The organism is Nocardioides sp. NPDC006273, assembly GCF_040613495.1.
Taxonomy (GTDB): Bacteria; Actinomycetota; Actinomycetes; order Propionibacteriales; family Nocardioidaceae; genus Nocardioides.
In genome coordinates, this window is record NZ_JBEXSD010000080.1 from 1 (window position 1) to 20007 (window position 20007).

Consider the following 20007-nt stretch of genomic DNA (forward strand, 5'->3'; position numbering starts at 1 on the left):
GGCGCGTTAGAACGCGCCGACTCGGCGGGGATGGTGGTCAGGACGCGCCGACTCGGCGGTCGGGCTACTGCGCGTCGCGCTCCTGGGCGGCGAGGGCGCGGGCGACCTCGTCACGTCCTTCGCGGACGTACCGCTTGGCGGCGGGCTCGGCGGGGGAGGTCTCCAGCCACTTGTCGGCCTTCTCCAGGAGCTCCGGGGAGGCGGCCGGTTTCGGGAAGATGTACTCCAGCACCGTCGAGGCGCGGTGGGTGCCGAGGTGCTCCCAGAGCGTGTCGGCGGCCTCGAAGTAGCGGTCGACGAAGGGCGCGAGCACCTCGTCCTGCCCGGTGCGCTGGAACGAGAGCACGATCGAGCGCGCGGTCTCGTTGGCCACGTCGGTGCGGACGACGACCGACTCCCAGGCCGCTTCCTTGGCCTCGGCGGTCGGCTGCGCGGCGCGGGCGGCGGCGGCCTTCTCCTTGCCGGAGATGGTGTTGTCGCGCTCGAGCTCGGCGTCGATCTCGGCCTCGCCGAAGGTGCCCGAGGCGGCCAGGCCGGTGACGAGCGCCCAGCGCAGGTCCTGGTCGACCTCGAGACCGTCGAAGGCCAGGTCGCCGGAGAGCAGCCCCTGGAGATCGGCGATCGCGGCCTCGGAGCGGCCCGCCGCGGCGTACGTCCGGGCGAAGGTCAGCTGGTGGTCGCTGCCCGGGGCAGCAGCCTCCAGCAGGCTCTTGAGCCCGGTCTCCCAGCGCGCCTTGAGGGCGGCGCGGTTGGCCGGAGCGGAGAACGAGCCCACCGCCTGGGCGGCGAAGACCGGGATCCGGGTGACGCCCCAGGCGTCGGTCTCCTGGCCGATGTTGGCCAGCACGAGCTCGACGAAGTCGGTCGCCCGCATCTCGGCATCGCGGGTCATGTCCCAGGCGGCCCCCCAGATCAGTGCGCGCGAGAGCGAGTCGTCCAGCGCGGAGAGCGACGACAGGGCGGTGGCCAGCGAGCGCTCGTCGAGCCGGATCTTGGCGTACGTCAGGTCGCCCTCGTTCAGCAGCAGCAGGTCGGGCTGCTTGACGCCTTCGAGCTGCGGAACCGAGGTCAGCTCACCGGTGACGTCGATCTCGAACGCGTCGCGGCGGACGAGCGAGCCGTCGATGAGGTCGTAGAGACCGAGGCCGATGCGGTGACGACGCAGCGTCGGGTAGTCGGCGGCAGCGCTCTGCTCGACCGCGAACGAGGCGTACGTCCCGTCCTCGGCCAGCTCGAACGACGGCGCGAGGGTGTTGACGCCGGCGGTCTGCAGCCACTCCTGCGCCCAGCCCTGGAGCTCACGCCCGGAGGAGGCCTCGAGGTGGCGCAGCAGGTCCTTGAACTCGGAGTTCCCGTAGGCGAACTCCTTGAAGTAGGCCTTCAGGCCGTCCAGGAACGGCTCCAGCCCGACCCATGCCACCAGCTGCTTCAGGACGGAAGCACCCTTGGCGTAGGTGATCATGTCGAAGTTGACCTCGACGGCCTGCAGGTCGTAGTTGTCCGCGGCGATCGGGTGCGTGGTGGGCAGCTGGTCCTGGCGGTAGCCGGTCTGCTTGCGGGCGTTGGTGAAGCCGGTCCAGGCGTCGGTGAACTCCGTCGCGTTGGCCTGGGCGTGGTAGCAGGCCCACTCGGCGAAGGACTCGTTGAGCCACAAGTCGTCCCACCACTTCATGGTGACCAGGTCGCCGAACCACATGTGCGCCATCTCGTGGAGGATCACCGAGGCGCGGAAGTCGTAGAAGGAGCGCGGCTGCTTGGAGCGCGGCAGGTATTCGTCGCGCAGCGTCACGGCGCCGGCGTTCTCCATCGCGCCCATGTTGTACTCAGGCACGTAGAGCTGGTCGTACTTCCCGAACGGGTAGGGGAAGTCGAAGGCATCCTCGAAGAACTCGAAGCCCTGCTTGGTGATCTTCACGACCTCGTCGCGGTCGAGGTGGGGGACCAGCGACTGGCGGCAGTAGTGGCCCAGCGGGATGGTGCCGAACTTGCCCTCGTAGACGTCCTGGACCTCGTGGTACTCACCGGCGATCAGCGCGGTGATGTAGGTCGACATCTTCTTGGTGGGCTCGAAGTCCCAGCGCGCCACGGTGGTCAAGCCTGTCGAGACCCCCAGCGGCTTCGGCTCGGGGGTGACAGCGTTGGAGACGACCTTCCAGCCCTCGGGAGCGGTCACGTGGAAGGTGAAGACGGACTTGAGGTCGGGCTGCTCGAAGGTGGTGTAGACGCGGCGAGCGTCGGGGACCTCGAACTGGGAGTAGAGGTAGACGCGGTCGTCGGCAGGGTCGACGAAGCGGTGCAGGCCCTCGCCGGTGTGGGAGTAGGTGCAGTCGGCCTTGACGATGAGCACGTTCTCGGCAGCGAGGCCGTCGAGAAGAATCCGAGAATCCTGGTAAGCCACCGCGGGGTCGAGCGCGACGCCGTTGAGAGTGATCTCGTGGACGGTCGCGTCGACGAGATCGGCGAACGTCGAGGCGCCGGCCTCGGTGGAGGTGAAGGTGATCGTCGTCGTCGAACCGAAGGTCTCGGTACCCGTGGTGAGGTCGAGATCGATGTCGTACGAGAGGACGTCGAGGAGGGCGGCTCTAGCGGTGGCTTCGGCACGCGTGAGATTGGTTCCAGGCATGCGTGGATCCTCTCATTCTGACCGGACTTCGAGACATCCAGATCGCGTTTGTTGACCGTTCTTGGGTGTTACTGAGCGTGAAAGGTAAAAATACAGTGTTGTAATTCCGACACACCGGTATCAATGATTGACAACTTTCCCTAGGGTGCTCATGTGCCCCTTAAGTCACAGAAACATCAGTATTCACATGAGTCGCGCCAGGTGGGGAAGCCTGGCGGGGCGCTGCGCCGGGCCTTGGGTACCGGCGCGGTTCTGCTGCTCGTCGGCCTCGGTGTGCAAGCAACCCCTGAGTTGGCATCACCGGCGCATGCGGGCTCCACGACGCTCTGCTCCGGCTTCTCGGACTGCCGCAGCAAGGGCTATCCCACGGGCGGATACGAGAATGCCTGGGGGAGCATGTACTGGCGGATGTACGCCGGTAGGAACTGCACCAACTACGTGGCGTACAAGCTGATCCAGACCGGTCTGCCGAACGCTCGCCCCTGGTCGGGCGAGGGCAACGCGACCAACTGGGGCGTGGCGATGAGCAAGCTGACCAACCGGACCCCGACCGTGGGCTCGGTCGCTTGGTGGCACTCCTCGCACCCGAGCGCGAGTCGCTTCGGGCACGTCGCGATGGTCGAGCGGGTCGACTCGAGCTCGATCACGATCTCGGAGTCCAACTACGGCAGCGACATCAGCTGGCGCCGGATCGGCAAGGGCTCCACGAACTACCCGACCGGGTTCATCCACTTCAACGACAAGCGCCTCTCGGTGACCAAGGCGCCCACGGTCGAGGGCACGGCCCAGGTCGGCAAGGCGGTCACGGTCAACACCGGCTCGTGGAGCCCGAACCCGAACAAGATCCGCTACCAGTGGATCGTGGACAAGAAGCCGATCCCGGGTGCGACCAACAAGACCTTCCGCATCCCCGGCCACCTCGCCGGCAAGCAGATCGCGGCGGTGCTCACCGGCACCCGCCGGGACTACAGCGACGCCAAGACGATGAGCGAGATCCTGCCGCCGATCAGGCAGGGGACGTTCAGGGTCCTGAAGCAGCCGAAGATCTCCGGAGACCAGAAGGTCGGCTCGACGATCTCCGTCGGCGGAGCGGCCTACGAGCCGTCGGCCAAGATCGGCGAGGTCAGGTGGTACGCCGACAAGCAGCTGATCGCGCGCACCAAGTCCCGTTTCCTGAAGGTGCCCGCCGCGGCCTCCGGGAAGAGGGTCGGCGCGGTCGTCGTCGGCGTCCAGGACGGCTACAAGCCGAAGCACTCCTACGCCTTCGCCACGTCTCTCGTCGGCGGTGGCAAGGCTCCGCAGCAGCCCGCGGAGCCGGAGCCGACGAGCGGGTCGCTGACCCAGACAGCGGCCGGCTATGTGAAGGGCGGCACTCGTCTCGGAGGCCTGATGCAGGTCGCTCCGGGGAGCTTCAGCGAATCGGTGGACCTCTCCTACCAGTGGACGCGCGAAGGCACGCCGATCTCCGGGGCGACGACCGAGAAGTACCGCCCGACGGCATCCGACGTCGGTCGCCGGCTCAGCGTCACCGTGATCGCCCGCTCCAGCAGCGGCCAGACGCTGACCAAGACGTACGGCCCCAGCGGCCTGGTGCGCGTCAAGCCCCGCGTCGATGTGGTGGCCACGGACGGCTCGGGGCAGGCCAAGGTCGACGTCGACGTCACTGCGTCGGGCTACACCCCGACCGGCAGCGTCACGATCGTGACCAACGGCGACCGCAAGGTCACCCAAGCGCTCAGCGGAGGTTCTACCAGTGTCACCTTCGTCAAGCTCCCGCCCGACGAGTACGTGGTGAAGGTCTACTACCGCGGCGACGAGGTCGCCTACTGGGCGAGCGGGGGTGACTGGGCCACGGTCAGCTGACCGATCCCACATCAACATGGCCGTGGGCCGGAGCGATCTCGCTCCGGCCCACGGTGATTCCTCGGTCAGGCGCCGATGGCGATGACCGGCTTCTTGGCCGGGTCGAGCTTGGTGAAGAGCTCCTTCATCATCCAGCGCGGGACGCTGACGCAGCCGCCGGTGGCGCCGGAGCCGTTGACGTGGAGGAAGATGCCGGCGCCGCGGTAGCGGACCGGGTTGGTGTAGTTGTACTTGATGACGACGCTGTACTCGTACTGGGTCGGGTAGGACGCGAGCCGCTCGGAGCTGTTCACGTCGCTGGCCGGGAGCCACCAGCGGAAACCGCCCTTGGACTTGAGGCGGTAGCGGTTGTAGTAGCGCGAGTTGTTGTCCTGGACCCAGTAGAGGTCGCTGGTGATGCGACGGTGGGAGAGCTTCTGCGTGCTCGCCTTGGCGTGCCTGCCGAAGGTGGACATCAGACTGAAGGTGCCGAGCGGGGTGGTGCTGGTGCCCTGCTTGCGCTCGGCGCGCGGCACGACGCCGCCGGCGCCGATTCGGCCCTTGACGGTCATGAACTGCTGGGTCCAGCGGCCGTTGGCTTTGGTCCAGTAGCGGACGTTGGCGTGGGTCTTGTACTTGGTGTTGACGGTGACGACCTGCGTCCCGCCGTAGGGGACGGTGACGGTGACCCCGTCGAGCACGACCTTGGTGGACGCGTCGGCGTTGTTGACGAACAAGGCGACCGCGGCCGCGCTCGCGGTGACGAACGCGATGATCGACGCGAGCATCGTCTTCTTCGAGGGGCTGAACGAGAGAGACATCGACTTTCTTTCGTGGGGGATCTGGCCACTCCGGTGGTGGCAAGGCGCGGAACCTTACTCCGGTAAGTAAAGGACTATCTGCGCGTAGCGGTAACGAGTCCGGAACAAATCGCTCCGGCCGCAGTCGTGGGTCAGGCGGCCGGCTCGAGGTTGAGCACCTCGTCTGCGGCGTCGAGGATCTGCTGAAACTTCTTGAATCGCTCCTCGCCGGCCTTGGTGAGGGTCCCGCGAGCGTCGGCGGCGAGGAGCTCGACCCCCGTCGCGGCCTCGAGGTTGGAGATCCGCTTGCGAAGCCCCTGCCGAGTCATGTTGTGGGCCCGGGCTGCGGCTTCGACGCTGCCGTATTCGACGGCTGCGACGAGTGCCTTGATCCAGCTGGTGTGCATTGGTGTTGTCCTCCCTGAGTGGACGCCGAGAGCCCCGCCGAGTGTGGGGCGGAGGCATCTAAACCGATCTCGGGGGGCTTTTAGAAGTCTTTTGCGCTTGTCTGCCGATAGATGACACGAAACCGTTGCAGAGGAATTCAAAGCGCAACAGTTCGTTGGCGAAGGTGGCGCCGCCGCTCGCCGTTTCGTAAAGATCTGAGCCTGCATGTGTGCCGTACCGGGACGGGCATAGGCATCCCCCACTGTTGAGCCTGCAGGAGTGCGTCATGGGCCGTCTCGGTCGCCTTGGTCGTCTGTTCACCTCATTTGCCGTCGTACGCCACGTAGTTCGGCGAGCCGTTTTGGTCGCGGTGACGGCGGTGGCGCTGGTGCTGGGAGTGCTTTCGCCGATCTCGCCGGCCGCGGCGAAGGACGACGTCTCGGAGGCGGACGCCGCGGCTGCCCGCGAGGCCGCATCTGGCCCTGAGCAAGACGATGACGATGGTGGCTGGTTCGCCGGGCTGTTCGGTGGCGGCGACGATGGCGACGCGGCGGAAGACGACGACCTCGATCCGGCGCCGAAAGCGAAGGGTGCCTCGGTCAAGGACCGCAAGCACAAGTCAACCTTTGGGCATGCGCCGAAGTACGACCCGAAGGCGAAGCGGGTCAAGGAGCTGACCTCGAAGCGGTCCGAGAGCGCCCGCTACTGGCGCCTGAGCGATGGGCGTACCCAGGTCGAGCTGTCTCCGAAACCGACCTCGTACCGGTCGGGCTCGGGAAAGAACGCCACGTGGAAGCCCATCGACACGACGGTCGGTACCTCGGCTGACAAGGCGTTCGTCTTCGCGAACACGACCAACAGCGGTCGTTCTTGGTTCTCGGACCGGCCCGAGAAGCTGGTGAAGTTCACCGCGCCTGAAGGTCAGACCGCAACCCTGGGTCTGGACGGGGCCGAGGCGAAGAGCCTGAAGCCATCCGCGAAGGGCTCGAAGGTCGTCTACGCTGACGCGTTCGGCAAGGGCACCGACCTCGAGTACGTCACCGGACCGGGTCGCGTCCAGGAGTTCATCGTCTTGGACAAGGCTCCGGCGAAGGGCACCGAGCAGCTGGTCTACACCTTCACCCTGGACGTCTCGAAGGATCTCTACCCGGTCGAGCACCCCGATGGGTCGATCGGCATCTACGGCGAGCTCGCGAACACCCCGGTGATGGTCATCCCGGCCGCCTACATGACCGATGAGAAGAAGGACGCCTCCTCGCCGTACGGCACCTCCTACTCGGGCAAGGTGAAGCAGCGCCTCCTGCGTGAAGGTGGCGACGAGGACGGCGCCTGGAAGGTCGAGCTCGAGCCGGACATGGAGTGGCTGACCTCGCCGGAGCGTGAGGGCGAGATCCGGATCGACCCGACGATCACGATCACGCCGAACGCGTCCGCCTCGCAGGACGCGATGGTGATCTCGACGGCGCCGGACACGAACTACAACACCTCGTGGAAGCTCTCGGTCGGTGTCGGGTCCGGTGGGTTGAAGGCGCGGTCGCTGATCAAGTTTCCGTTGACGGAGATCCCGGCGAACACGCCGATCACCTCGGCGACGATGGAGCTCTACTTCGACCAGGCTCACGAGACGAACGGCAATGCGGTTGATGTCCAGGTGCGTCGGGCGCTGAGCGACTGGACCGAGTCGACGGCGACCTGGAACACCACGAAGGGTCTGGTCTCCAACTATGTCAACGACACGGTGACCAAGCCGGTCAACCAGTTCAACTCCTGGCACAAGTTCAATCTCAAGCAGCCGGTTCAGAACATGCTGGACGGAAAGGTCGGCAACTACGGGTTCGTGCTGCGGGCGGCCGATGAGTCGAGCACGGCGCCGTTGGGTGGGCCGCGGTATGAGGCGGGCGATGGCGACTACGGCGCGGAGACCTCGACGCTGCCGCGGCTGACGGTGACCTACGGCAAGGTCGGCACCGCGTTGGAGTCGCCGCAGGTGGTCCACTCGACGGGTCCGGAGCTGCACTGGCCGGCGTACGTGAACAGCACGGGCTCGACCAGCGACGACATCGTCGAGTACCAGTTGCACCGTTCGACCCGGCAGGCGTTCAACCCGTCCGCGGCGACACTGGTCGCGCCGATCAACTCGTCCGCGACCTCGTTCACGGACACGACGGCCACGCCGACAGCCGATTCCTCTGAGAGCGAGATCGGCCGCAGCTACTACTACCAGATCGTGGTCAAGACGAAGGCGAACGAGCTGATCGGATCGCCGACGCGTCTGGTGGGTGTGCCGAAGGCGGGCCGGACGATGCGGCTGATCCAAGGCCCGTCGCAGGTCACCGACACCACGTTGTCGTCGGGGAAGCCGACCACGAATCTGGACACGATCAACATCTACGGGCCGCAGTCATGGCTTTCGGTCGGGAACTCGTCGCCGTCCTATGGCAACGCACGGGCCTTGATGAAGTTCGACACGACACCGATCCCGGCCACGGCGAAGGTGTTGGAGTCGCGGATGTTCATGTGGGGTGCCGAGACCACCACTGGATCTGACGGTGCGACCTATCAGCTTCGCCGGATGACGGCGGGTGCGTGGACCGAGACCGGGGCGACCTGGAACACGACCGACGGGTCGACCTCGTGGTCGACGCCGGGCGGTGACTTCGGTCCGAACACGGCCGACATCGTGGAGTCGGTCCATGACGTGGGCCGCCACTGGTGGGACGCGACCGGGATGACCCAGCGGTGGGTGACGAACCCGGTAGGAAACCGTGGTGCGCTGGTCAAGCTCGCCGATGAGTCCAGCAACGGCCCGCAGGAGCGGACACTATGGCTCTCGGCGGAGGCTCCGGACTGGCAGCTCGGCCCCCTGCTGAGGGTCATCTATGTCGACGCCACCCCGGAGGACACCTACTACGCACCCTCGACCCCCACCCGGGTCGCGGCCGGCGCCACCGCCACGGTGCCGGTGACGGTCACCAACACCACCGCCGCCGACTGGGCCGCCTCGGGCAAGGTGCTCACCTACTCCTGGCAGCTGCCCGACGGCACCGATGTCACCGGAACCACGAAGCTGAAGACGACCATGCCCAGCGCATTGGCGCCGGGCCAGTCCCAGACCGTCTCGGCGAAGGTCAAGGCCCCAGCCGATTCCGACACCGACAACGTACGCACGGATTACACGCTGACCTGGAAGGTCGAGGACGCCTCCACCGGGGCGGTTGCGGCACCCGGGTTGAAGCAGGAGGTCGCGGTCGAGGAACCGACTTCCGACCAGTTGGGCCTGGAGTCGTTCTACTCCTACGTCGGGAAGAACACGGGCGCAGGTGGCACCCTGATGGGCAACGTCGCCTCCGGCAACGCGGTCTGGTCCTATGACGCCTTCTCGAACCCGGGTCGTGGTCTGTCGACGTTCGGCCGGTTTGCCTACAACTCCCAGGACACCTCCGACACGGTCCTCGGTTTCGGCTGGTCCGGCCAGATCGCCGGCATCACCCGCCTGGGTGCCCCGCTGGACTTCCACCCGAACCCGAGACCGACCGAGATCCGGCTCCCAGACGGTGACGGCACGACCCACCTGTTCAAGAAGGACGCCACGACAGGCGAGTGGATCGCGCCCAAGGGTGTGAACTATCGGCTCACCCCGAAGGCGGGTCTGGACTGTACGCCCGAGAAGGACCCGATCCCGGACGCCTGGACCCTGCTGCGTCCCGATGGCACCCGGTTCATCTTCGGGTGTGACGGCTACATGACGTCCGTGGTGGACAAGAACGGGAACACCCAGACGTTCACCTACACCGAGCGCAAGTCCAACAACCAGCCGCGGAAGTTCCTGACCTACATCACCGACCCCTCAGGGCGCCGCACCCTCGAGATCGACTACTGGGAGAAGGGCCAGTCCGGCTACACCCACGTCGATCCGGCCACCGGCAACCTAGTGACCGAGTCCGGGAAGCTGACGAACTCGAAGATCTACGACCACGTCCGCGCCATCACCGACATCTCGGGGCGACGCGTCGAGTTCTACTACACCGACAAGGGCCTGATGGGCCGGATGGTCGACGGCGCCGGCGCCAAGAACGGCGCCGGCGACTCGATCGCGAAGTCGTTCAAGTTCACTTACGACGCCGACCAGGGCAACAAGAACGTCAAGCTCACCAAGGTCACCGACCCGCGTGGCAACTCCACGTCGATGGACTACTACGCCCCCTCGCAGGGCGACGACCCGAAGGACCACTGGTCGCTGCAGACCATCACCGACCGCCTGAACCACACCACCGGCTTCGACTACGTCACCAACGCGACCACCGACACCTGGGTCGACACCACGGTCACCGACTCCGAGGCCCATGCGACGAAGTACGTCTCGGACAACCTCGGCCGGCCCCGGAGCGTGACGAACGCGAAGGACCAGAAGGTCGAGCTGACCTGGGACGGCGACAACAACACCCGCACCCTGACCGAGGCCAACGGCGCGGTCACCGCCTACTGCTACGACCCGAAGACGGGTTATCCGATCTGGCAGCGCGACCCGGAGCAGAACAAGGCCCACGGCGGTGCCCCCGCCGCGTCCGAGTGTGCGGCGGGGCAGACGGCTGCCACCGCTCCGGCTGGTTCGAGCGTGTATGAGTACGCCACCCGTGCCGACGGCTACGCGGCCGACATCTTCCGGACCACCAGCCCCGCCGGCCGGAAGAACCAGTTCTCCTACGACTCCTACGGCAACCTGCTCACCGTCACCGACGGCAAGGGTCTGGCCACGACCACCGAGGGCGACTACACCACGACGTACACCTATGACTCGCTCGGTCAGCTGCTGACCGCGAAGGACGCGAACGAGAACGTCACCAAGTACCGCGACTACACCCCGGTGGGCTACCCGAAGACGACCGAGGACGCCAAGGGCAACATCGCCACGACGACCTACGACGAGCGCGGCCTGGTCACCAAGGTCCAGGACCCGCTCGACGGTGTGGTCACGCAGGCGTACGACGCCTTCGGGCGACCGCTCGCAGGGACCACGAAGGTGTCCGCGGAGCGCACGATCACCACGCCGGCGCCGGTTTTCGACGCGAACGACAACGTCACCGTCTCGACTGCTCCCAACGGCGCGGTCTCGACGGCGACCTACGACGCGGCTGACCAGGTGAGCGAGTCGACCGCGCCCAAGGACACCTCCTTGAGCGCGGCTCGGGTCTCGAAGTTCACCTACGACACGGTCGGGAATCTGCTCAAGGCGACGGAGCCGAAGGGCACCGCGACCACCGATGCCGGTGACTTCGTCACCAGCTACTTCTACGACGCGGTCTACCAGCAGAGCGCTGTCGAGAACGCCAACGGCGACCGGATCGAGTACGACTACGACACCGTCGGAAACGTCGTCGAGGTCCGGGACCCGTCCAAGACCAAGTCGGCTGACACGAGCGACTACACCTCCAAGGCGACCTACGACCTCAACCATCAGCCCCGCACGGTCAAGGACGCCGAGGGGAACACCACCAGCACCGAGTACGACGCTGATGGTCTGACGTTGTCGACGACCAACGCCGAGGGTCACACCGCGTACACGTCTTATGACGAGCGTGGTTCCCAGGTCGAGACCAAGACCCCGTGGACGGGCACCGGCGACAGCACGGTCTACCGGACGACTCGGTATGCGTATGACGAGGTCGGCAACACGACCCGGGTCACGACGCCACGTGGTGCGCAGACCGCGAACGAGGATGACTTCGTCGCTCGCACGGCCTATGACGAGCTCAACCGTCCGGTGCGGTCGTACCAGCCCTATGACCCGTCGGATGCGCGTTTCAACGACCCGAACGTCTTCACCGAGACGACCTACGACGCAGCCGGGCGAGCAATCAAGACCAGCCTGCCGCCCTCGGATGGTCAGACGGTCCGTAACACCACGTCGGTCGACTACTACGCCAACGGCTGGATCAAGGCCTCGACCGATGCGTGGGGGATCAAGACTCGCTATGAGTACGACGACCTCGGTGCCCAGACCGCGCGGACGCTGACTTCGGCGGACGGGTCCGCCTCGCGGACGATGACGTGGGCCTACTACCCGGACGGGAAGCTCAAAGCCAAGGCGGACGACGGTATCCCGGTCGGGTCCCACTCGGTGGTCACCGACGACGACACCAACGGGCTCTTCGAGATGACCGGCACTTGGGCCAAGGCGTCCGCGACCGGTCAGCAGGGCACCAGCCACCGCACACATGCTGCAGCCACGGGGTCGACCGACAAGTTCACCTGGACCCTCGACGTCCCCGCGGACGGCACCTACACGCTCGCGGCGGCATGGCCGCAGGTCACCGGCGCGGCCACCGATGCCAAGTTCACCCTGAACCACGGGGACGGCGCGGGCACGGATGTGAACTTCACGGCCAACCAGACCACCGGCGCAGCCGCGTGGAACACCCTCGGCGAGGTCACCCTCAAGAAGGGTGAGAAGGTCACCGTCGTGCTGGCCCCCTCGGCCGGTGGGACCGTGGTCGCTGACTCGGTCCGGCTGGTGCGTGACAACGCCGCGGACACGGATGCTGAGGACAAGGCGTTCGCGTACGGCTATGACCTGAACGGCAACCTGACCGATATCACCGACACCTCGCGTGGCACCGCGAAGAACGCGGATGCCTACGCGATGGCCTATGACGGCCTGAACCAGATCAAGTCGGTCCGCGAGGACCTGGCCGGATCGCCGGCAGCGACCACGTCCTACACCTACAACAACCTGGGCAAGCCCCTCACGGTCGCGCACCCGGATCAGGCCTCGGACTATGTCTACGACGACCCGAGGAACCTGCTGACCAAGGTCAGTGTCGATGACCTGAACGACACCAAGGCTGCGAAGGTCACCAACTACACCTACGACGTCTTGGGTCGTCAGAAGACGATCACCAAGGGCAACGGGAACGTCACGACCAACGCCTTCCAGGCCGATGGTGCGTTGAAGTCGATGCGCGAGGAGACGTCTGCGGGTGCCCTGGTCGCCTCGCACGACTACAAGTACGACGCGAACGGCAACCAGCTCGAAGACGTTGCCTCTAAGCGCAACGCTGATGACGCGTCGGCGACGTTGGACTCGACCACGAGCTATGTCTATGACCCGGTCGACCGGCTCTCGAAGAAGACCAAGACCGGCCACAACGCCTCGACCGAGACCTATGTTCACGACGCGAACGCGAACGTGATCCAGCAGACCGTCGGTGGCACGTCGACGTCGTTCAACTACGACCGCAACCGACTCCTCTCCTCCACTGTCGACGGCCAGACCGCCTCCTACCGATACGACCCCTTCGGTCGCCAGACCAGCGTCGTGGGCGGCGGGAAGACCATCTCCCGGACGACGTACGACGGCTTCGATCACATCAAGGTCGCCGAGAAGGCCAACGACGCCGGTGTCCTCGAGGCCACCCGGTACACCTACGATCCGCTGGACCGGACCGCATCGAAGACCACGTCGGGGACGGACGGGAAGACGACCGACTACACCTACCTCGGGCTCTCCCAAGAGGTCTTGGGGGAGGAGGTCGCCGGCGAGCTGACCAAGTCCTACCAGTACTCGCCCTGGGGTCAGCGGCTCTCTCAGGTCAGCCACCAGGCCGACACCGAAGTAGGTGTCGAAGCCGGCGAGACGGGCTACTACGGCTACAACGCCCACACCGACGTCGAGACCGTCACCGACGATGCGGGCGAGACCGTCGCGACGTATGGCTATACCGCTTATGGGGAGAACGATGAGGCCGAGTTCACCGGTATCGACAAGCCCGACGCCGAAAGCTCCGAGTCCCCGGCGGATGAGTCGTTTAACGCGTACCGGTTCAACGGCAAGCGCTGGGACGCGGGCTCTGGGACCTATGACATGGGGTTCCGTGACTACAACCCGGGGCTGAACACGTTCACCACGCGCGACATGTACAACGGCGCGCTGGCTGACATGGGCCTGGGTACCGATCCGTTCACGTCGAACCGATACGCGTTCGCCGCGGGGAACCCGATTTCGGGGATCGAGTTTGACGGGCACATGTTGCTCGACTCGCCTGGTGGTGGCGGTGACGCACCAGCGCCGGCCGACAGCAATTGCTACCCAGGAAGCGCTGGGTGCGGCGAACCGAACACGTCCGAGGCTCCACAGAGTGTGGACGAGGGCTGGGTCCCGGACATGGGGGCCGAGCCCGAAGGCCTGGTCGAGCAGCTCAACGTGTTCGTCCTGAATTGCGTGACCAAGTTGTTCCTCACGTGTCAGGACCACTTCGCAGAGCAGGCAGTTGAGGAGTGGGCCGAGACGCCTGACGAGGCGGCAGCGATCTGGCTCTCCATCATGCTGGGGCTGCCGATGTCGGGCCCAGCGGCTGGGGCCGCTGGCGGGTCAAAGACGCTCATGAGCTTCGAAGACCTAGTGAGCGCCGTTCGATCCACCGATAGAGCCGCAACAAATGGGACACTTTCTGTAACAGCGGCGAATGCCTCGGCGAGTGAGCTTCGCGCGGCGGGGTACATGGCATCGCTCGGGCGAAACGTGGAGCTGAGGGATCCTGCGGGCGCCCGCGGGACGGCGACGAGCGACCTGCTGGTCGATGGTATGCAGTACGACGTGTACACGCCAACATCTTCGAATCCGAACAACATCATCCGGGGCATTGCGAAGAAGGGCTCGCAGGTTCAGGGTGGTGGCGTGGTGCTTGATCTGAGTCAGACGGGCGTTACTCGTGCGGATCTAGGAGACATTATGGCAAGGGTTGCGAACAGCACGAGCCGAGTTTCCGATGTAGTGGTGCTTCCCTGATGGCCAAGTTCAATTGTGTTTGTGGCTACACGATCCGGACCAGTGGAGACATCCCGCACCCGTATCAATGGAATCTGCTTGCGGACCAAGTCTTTGATGACCTTCCCGAGGTTGCGAGTGTTGATCGGCTGTACATGGACGCGACGGTGATGTTTAGGTGCCCGCGAAGCGGGCACCTGTGGATCTACTGGGACGGGTTTGAAGCTTCGCCGACTCTGTACTCCCCGGAGCCTCGCTGACCAATGCGCAGATGGGGGCTCCTGCGCGTTGACAAGGCCAAGATCACCGCGGAGTCGAACCTGGACGGGTCCTGGTTATGGGACTGCTGCACGATCTGGTGACAGTTGGGGTTAGGTGGGCCGGCGCTGTTGGCGTGCAGGACCGGAACAGATTCGTTGCGGGAGTGGTTGAGGATCGATATGACGGAGACCACCGCAACTGCGCCCGAGAAGACCGCTGCCGACTTCTGGTTCGACCCCGCGTGTCCGTTCGCGTGGATCACCTCGCGCTGGATCCTCGAGGTGGAGAAGGTGCGTGACGTCGAGGTGACGTGGCACATCATGAGCCTGGCGTACCTCAACCAGGACAAGGACATCCCGGACGACTACCGGGAGATGCTGAAGACCGCGTGGGGCCCGGTGCGGGTCTCCATGGCGGTGCAGAACGAATACGGCCAGGAGAAGCTCGCCGAGCTCTACACCGCGTTCGGCACCCGCCGCCACGTCGAGGGCCGCGAGTTCGACCGGGCGATGATCGAGGAGGCGCTGACCTCGGTCGGGCTGCCCGCCGAGCTCGCCGACGCGATGGACGACTCCTCGCTCGACGAGGCGATCGCGAAGTCCCACCACGAGGGCATGGACCAGGTCGGCAACGACGTCGGCACCCCGACGATCGCGATGAACGGCTCGGCCTTCTTCGGGCCGGTCATCTCCAAGGCGCCCAAGGGCGAGGAGGCCGGCAAGCTCTGGGACGGCTTCCAGCTGATCACCGCCTACCCGTACGTCTACGAGCTCAAGCGCGCCCGGGTCCACGACCTCGACTTCAGCTGAGCCCGATGTCATTGAATTTGGCAGTGACGCCGCCGCCGTGGAGTCGTACGTTGGCAGTGTGACTACGACAGACGAGGCAGCAATTCTCGCGCGGGCGCTGGACCAGACCGGCGGCCTGTTCGGCCGGGTGAACGCGGGGACGGTCTCGCGGCCGACGCCGTGCGAGCAGTGGGACGTCGGTGCGCTGGCCGACCACGTGATCGCGGACGGGACCAACTTCGTCACCATGATCGGTGGCGGGGAGCCCGACTGGGGCGCGCCGACGCCGCAGGTCCGCGAGGACTGGGCGCAGGCGTTCAGTGCCAGCGCCGACAACGTGCTGCGTGCTTGGGAGCAGGGTCCTGGCACGGACGGCTGGGAGGGCGGCGCGGCGGTGCCGGTCGGCCTGCTCGTCGCCGAGTACGCCACCCACTCCTGGGATCTTGCGCAGGCGCTCGACGTCCCGACCTCCGAGCTCGACCCGGAGCTGGCCGAGGTCGGGCTGGAGTTCATGAAGGCGACCCTCAAGCCGGAGATGCGCACTGGTGCGTTCGGTGCGGAGGTGGCGGCGCCCGAGGGCGCCGGGGCGTACGAGCGGCTGGCTGCTTTCGCGGGACGGCAGGTCTCCTGACACCATGGTCATGTGGTTGACCAGATGGGGGTGTTCGCGCTGCAGCGGGCCCTGACGCAGGCAGCAGAGCTTCTCGACACCGTCACGGCGGACGACCTGACCCGGCCGACGCCGTGCCCCGAGTGGGATCTGCGCAAGCTGGCCAACCACATGATCGCCCAGCCCCGCGTCTTCGTGACGATGCTCCAGGGCTCGCCTCCAGGTTGGGCCGGGCGCGAGGACTACGCGGTCAACCTGGGCGAGGAGCTGCGTACGCGTGGCAACGCGTTGATCAACCTGTGGCGCGAGGTCGGCCCCGACGACATGGTGATGGTCGACCCCGACTGGCAGTCGGCCGAGATCGCGGTCCACACCTGGGACCTGTGCGCGGCGCTCGGCCGTCCGACCGACAGCCTGGACGAGGCGGTCGCCCAGCGGGCGGTCGTCGCGATGGACCGGATCCTCGGGCCGGAGCGCAAGGGGCGGGCCTTCGCCGACGCCCTCTCGGCGCCGGAGGGGTCGGGGGCTTACGAGCACCTGGCGGCGTACGCCGGCCGGCCGGTGCCGTTCGAATCGGGCTCCTGAACAAGGTCGGTCTCGACGGTTTCAGGTCTCGACAAGCTCGACCACCGGCCGGATCGACACACCGAACACATGCGTTTGCGGCATGTCAGGCTTCTGGTTCTCCAAAATCAGGGGTATGGCCAGCTTCCCCCGCGTCGTCACAGTGACCCTGACCGCTGTCGTAATTGGCGCGTCGTTGCTCGTGCCTGCCATCGGCTCTGGATTCGTCCCAGGGATCGATCCAGCCGCAGCCGAGGACGGCCAGGTGATCAAGCTGCCTCGTCTCGAGGACGGCATCGCCACTCGTGACGTGAAGCTTCCGCCGAGGCTGACCGAGCGATCGGGCAGCGCGGCCTCGACCGAGAAGCTGAGCACGACGACGTTCTCGATGGTCGGGGTGTCCTGGACCGGTGCGGAGACGCCCAAGGTCGAAGTGCGGGTGAGCAAGTCGGATAGGTGGCGTGGGTGGCAGCTGATGCCGCTGCAGGAGGACCTGCCCGACGGCGCCGAAGGTGCTGTCGCCGCCCGCGGCAAGGTCGAGCGCCGGGGCACCCAGCCGGTGTGGACCGGCCGGGCCAGCGGCGTACAGGTCCGGGTCGAGGGTGCGCAGCCCAAGGAGCTGAAGCTGACTCTGATCAACACCGGGCCGCAGGAGGACGTCAAGGCTCCGAAGCGGGAGGCCGACGACCTGGGCTATGGAAGCGCGGGCGACGGTGCCAACGGGCGGGTCGCGCGCTCGAGACCGAAGTGGGCGCCGAAGCCGGTGATCTTCACCCGGTCGCAGTGGGGTGCCAACAACTCCTGGCGCAACGGCCGCCCGGAGTACAACACCGTGCTGAAGCAGGTCCACATCCACCACACCGCCACGAGCAACAACTACTCCAAGGGCGACGTGCCGGGGATCATCCGCGGCATCTACAGCTATCACACCAGGTCACTGGGGTGGTTCGACATCGCCTACAACTTCCTCATCGACAAGTACGGTCGCGCCTGGGAGGGCCGCTCCGGCGGCATCGACCGGCTCGTCAAGGGCGCCCACACGCGCGGCTTCAACCACCAGTCGATGGGCATCGCCCTGCTCGGGAACTTCGAGAACGTACGCCCCTCCGACGACGCGCTCATCAAGACCGAGCGGATGGCGGCCTGGAAGCTCGACATGGCCGGCCGCGACGCCCGCGGCACGCTCGAGACGATCTCGAAGGGGAGCGACCGGTTCCCGGCAGGTCGGCGGGTGCGGGTCTGGGTCATCGACGGCCACTTCCACACCAACGAGACCTCCTGCCCGGGCGCCCAGCTCGCCAAGTGGCTGCCGTGGATCCGGAAGTACGCTCACAAGCGGGACGAGATGTTCAACCCGTGAGCCGGTGTCGATAGAGGCTCGGTGACGCAGGCTCCCTAGGATGGAGCCATGAGCAAAGTTCTGTCCGCAGTCGCCTGGCCGTACGCCAACGGCCCGCGCCACATCGGCCATGTCGCCGGTTTCGGCGTGCCCTCCGACGTCTTCAGTCGGTACATGCGGATGGCGGGCCACGACGTGCTCATGGTCTCCGGCTCCGACGAGCACGGCACCCCGATCCTGATTGCCGCCGACGAGGCGGGCGTGACGCCTCAGGAGCTCGTCGACAAGAACCACCGGATCATCGTCGAGGACCTGATCTCGCTCGGCCTGACGTACGACCTCTACACCCGCACCACCTCGGCCAACCACCACTCGGTGGTGCAGGAGCTGTTCCTGGGGGTCTACAACAACGGCTACTTCATCGAGCAGACCTCGAAGGGCGCGATCTCGCCGTCGACCGGGCGGACCCTTCCCGATCGCTACATCGAGGGCACCTGCCCGATCTGCGGAGCCGACGGGGCGCGCGGTGACCAGTGCGACACCTGTGGCAACCAGCTCGACCCGGACCAGCTGATCAACCCGGTCTCGAAGATCAACGGGGAGACGCCGGAGTTCGTCGAGACCCAGCACTTCTTCCTCGATCTGCCGGCGCTGGCCGAGGCGCTGCACGCGTTCCTCGACGAGCGTGAGCAGACCGGCCTGTGGCGTCCCAACGTCATCCGGTTCAGCCAGAACATCCTCAAGGAGATCCGCCCGCGGGCGATGACGCGCGACATCGACTGGGGCATCAAGGTGCCTCTGGACGGCTGGCGCGACAACCCGACCAAGCGGATGTATGTCTGGTTCGACGCGGTCATCGGCTATCTGTCCGCCTCGATCGAGTGGGCGCGGCGCTCCGGCGATCCCGAAGCGTGGCGCCAGTGGTGGAACCCCGAGGCGGCGCCAGAGGGCGAGACGGCAGAGTCGTACTACTTCATGGGCAAGGACAACATCGTCTTCCACGCCCAGATCTGGCCGGCTGAGCTGCTCGCCTACTCGGGTCAGGGGTCGAAGGGCGGTGAGCCGGGTTCGTACGGCGCTCTCAACCTGCCGACCGAGGTCGTCTCCAGCGAGTACCTGACGATGGAGGGAAAGAAGTTCTCCTCCTCGAAGAAGATCGTGATCTATGTGCGCGACCTCCTCTCGCGCTACCAGCCCGACGCGTTCCGCTACTTCGTGGCCGCCGCCGGCCCTGAGTCGAACGACTCCGACTTCACCTGGGCCGAGTTCGTGCGGCGTACGAACGACGAGCTCGTCGCCGGTTGGGGCAACCTGGTCAACCGCACCGCCACCCTGATCGCGAAGAACTTCGGTGAGCTGCCCGCTGCGGGCGAGCTGACCGAGGCCGACAAGGCGATCCTGGACACCGTCGGCGGCGCCTTCGGCACCGTGGGTGACCTGATCGGCCGCCACCGGCAGAAGCAGGCGATCGGCGAGGCGATGCGGGCCGTCGGAGAGGTCAACAAGTACGTCACCGACCTCGAGCCGTGGAAGCTGGCCAAGGCTCCGGAGGACCGTGCGCGCCTCGGCACCGTGCTGCACGTGATGGCGCAGTGCGTGGCCGACCTCAACCTGATCCTGTCGCCGTTCCTGCCGTTCTCCGCAAACGAGATCGACAAGGCCCTCGGTGGCAAGGGCGAGGTCGCCCCGATGCCCCGCATCGAGGAGGTCGACGACCTCGACGACGGCAAGCCCTACCCGATCATCACCGGCGACTACTCCGGCGGGCCGATCTGGCAGCGCCACCCGATCGTCGTCGGCACCCCCGTCGCCAAGCCCACCCCGGTCTTCCAGAAGCTCGACCCGTCGGTGATCGACGAGGAGCTCGACCGGCTGGGGATCAAGCCAAAAGAGTGAGGTAGGTCGAAGTTCGCAGTCACCCAGTGGCTGCGAACTTCGGTACGCTCGGGCGACGAGCCTCGTCAGGCTGTCCACGCGGAAGAGCCCCGTCCTCGCCGCCGCGGGATCTTCAGGCGACGGTAGACGAGGC

The 20007-nt window shown here is 66.2% G+C and carries 10 protein-coding genes; 7 read left to right on the forward strand and 3 right to left on the reverse strand.

The genetic code is table 11. From position 1 onward, the window contains the following. Positions 1-64: 64 nt before the first annotated feature. Positions 65-2623 (reverse strand): aminopeptidase N, encoded by a 2559-nt coding sequence (gene pepN / locus ABZZ22_RS24345; protein WP_354937186.1) that lies wholly within the window; start codon positions 2621-2623, stop codon positions 65-67. Between the two features lie 201 nt (positions 2624-2824). Here pepN and ABZZ22_RS24350 point away from each other — a divergent pair, with 201 nt between their 5' ends. Continuing rightward, entirely contained in the window at positions 2825-4486 is a 1662-nt protein-coding gene (locus tag ABZZ22_RS24350; RefSeq protein WP_354937189.1) for a CHAP domain-containing protein, read from the forward strand. A 65-nt stretch (positions 4487-4551) separates the two neighbouring features. Here the strand turns inward: ABZZ22_RS24350 and ABZZ22_RS24355 are convergent, their stop codons facing one another. Further along, positions 4552-5286, reverse strand: coding sequence for a L,D-transpeptidase family protein (locus ABZZ22_RS24355; protein ID WP_354937192.1), 735 nt, complete (start codon positions 5284-5286; stop codon positions 4552-4554). Between the two features lie 131 nt (positions 5287-5417). Next, positions 5418-5672, reverse strand: coding sequence for a LysR family transcriptional regulator (locus tag ABZZ22_RS24360; RefSeq protein ID WP_354937195.1), 255 nt, complete (start codon positions 5670-5672; stop codon positions 5418-5420). A 359-nt stretch (positions 5673-6031) separates the two neighbouring features. Here ABZZ22_RS24360 and ABZZ22_RS24365 point away from each other — a divergent pair, with 359 nt between their 5' ends. From ABZZ22_RS24365 to metG, 6 genes are all read left to right on the forward strand, one after another. Beyond that, entirely contained in the window at positions 6032-14437 is an 8406-nt protein-coding gene (locus ABZZ22_RS24365) for a DNRLRE domain-containing protein (protein ID WP_354937198.1), read from the forward strand. A gap of 419 nt (positions 14438-14856) precedes the next feature. Then, positions 14857-15486 carry a DsbA family protein gene (locus tag ABZZ22_RS24370; protein ID WP_354937200.1) on the forward strand — a complete coding sequence of 210 codons (630 nt, stop codon included), beginning with the start codon at positions 14857-14859 and terminating at the stop codon, positions 15484-15486. A 58-nt stretch (positions 15487-15544) separates the two neighbouring features. After that, complete coding sequence (locus ABZZ22_RS24375; protein WP_354937208.1) at positions 15545-16096, forward strand: TIGR03086 family metal-binding protein; 552 nt, start codon at positions 15545-15547, stop codon at positions 16094-16096. Positions 16097-16108: 12 nt separating this feature from the next. Then, positions 16109-16660, forward strand: coding sequence for a maleylpyruvate isomerase family mycothiol-dependent enzyme (locus ABZZ22_RS24380; protein WP_354937211.1), 552 nt, complete (start codon positions 16109-16111; stop codon positions 16658-16660). A 115-nt stretch (positions 16661-16775) separates the two neighbouring features. Continuing rightward, positions 16776-17999, forward strand: a complete 1224-nt coding sequence (locus tag ABZZ22_RS24385; protein WP_354937214.1) for an N-acetylmuramoyl-L-alanine amidase — start codon at positions 16776-16778, stop codon at positions 17997-17999. Between the two features lie 48 nt (positions 18000-18047). Continuing rightward, entirely contained in the window at positions 18048-19874 is a 1827-nt protein-coding gene (gene metG / locus ABZZ22_RS24390) for a methionine--tRNA ligase (protein WP_354937217.1), read from the forward strand. The last annotated feature ends 133 nt before the right edge of the window (positions 19875-20007 follow it).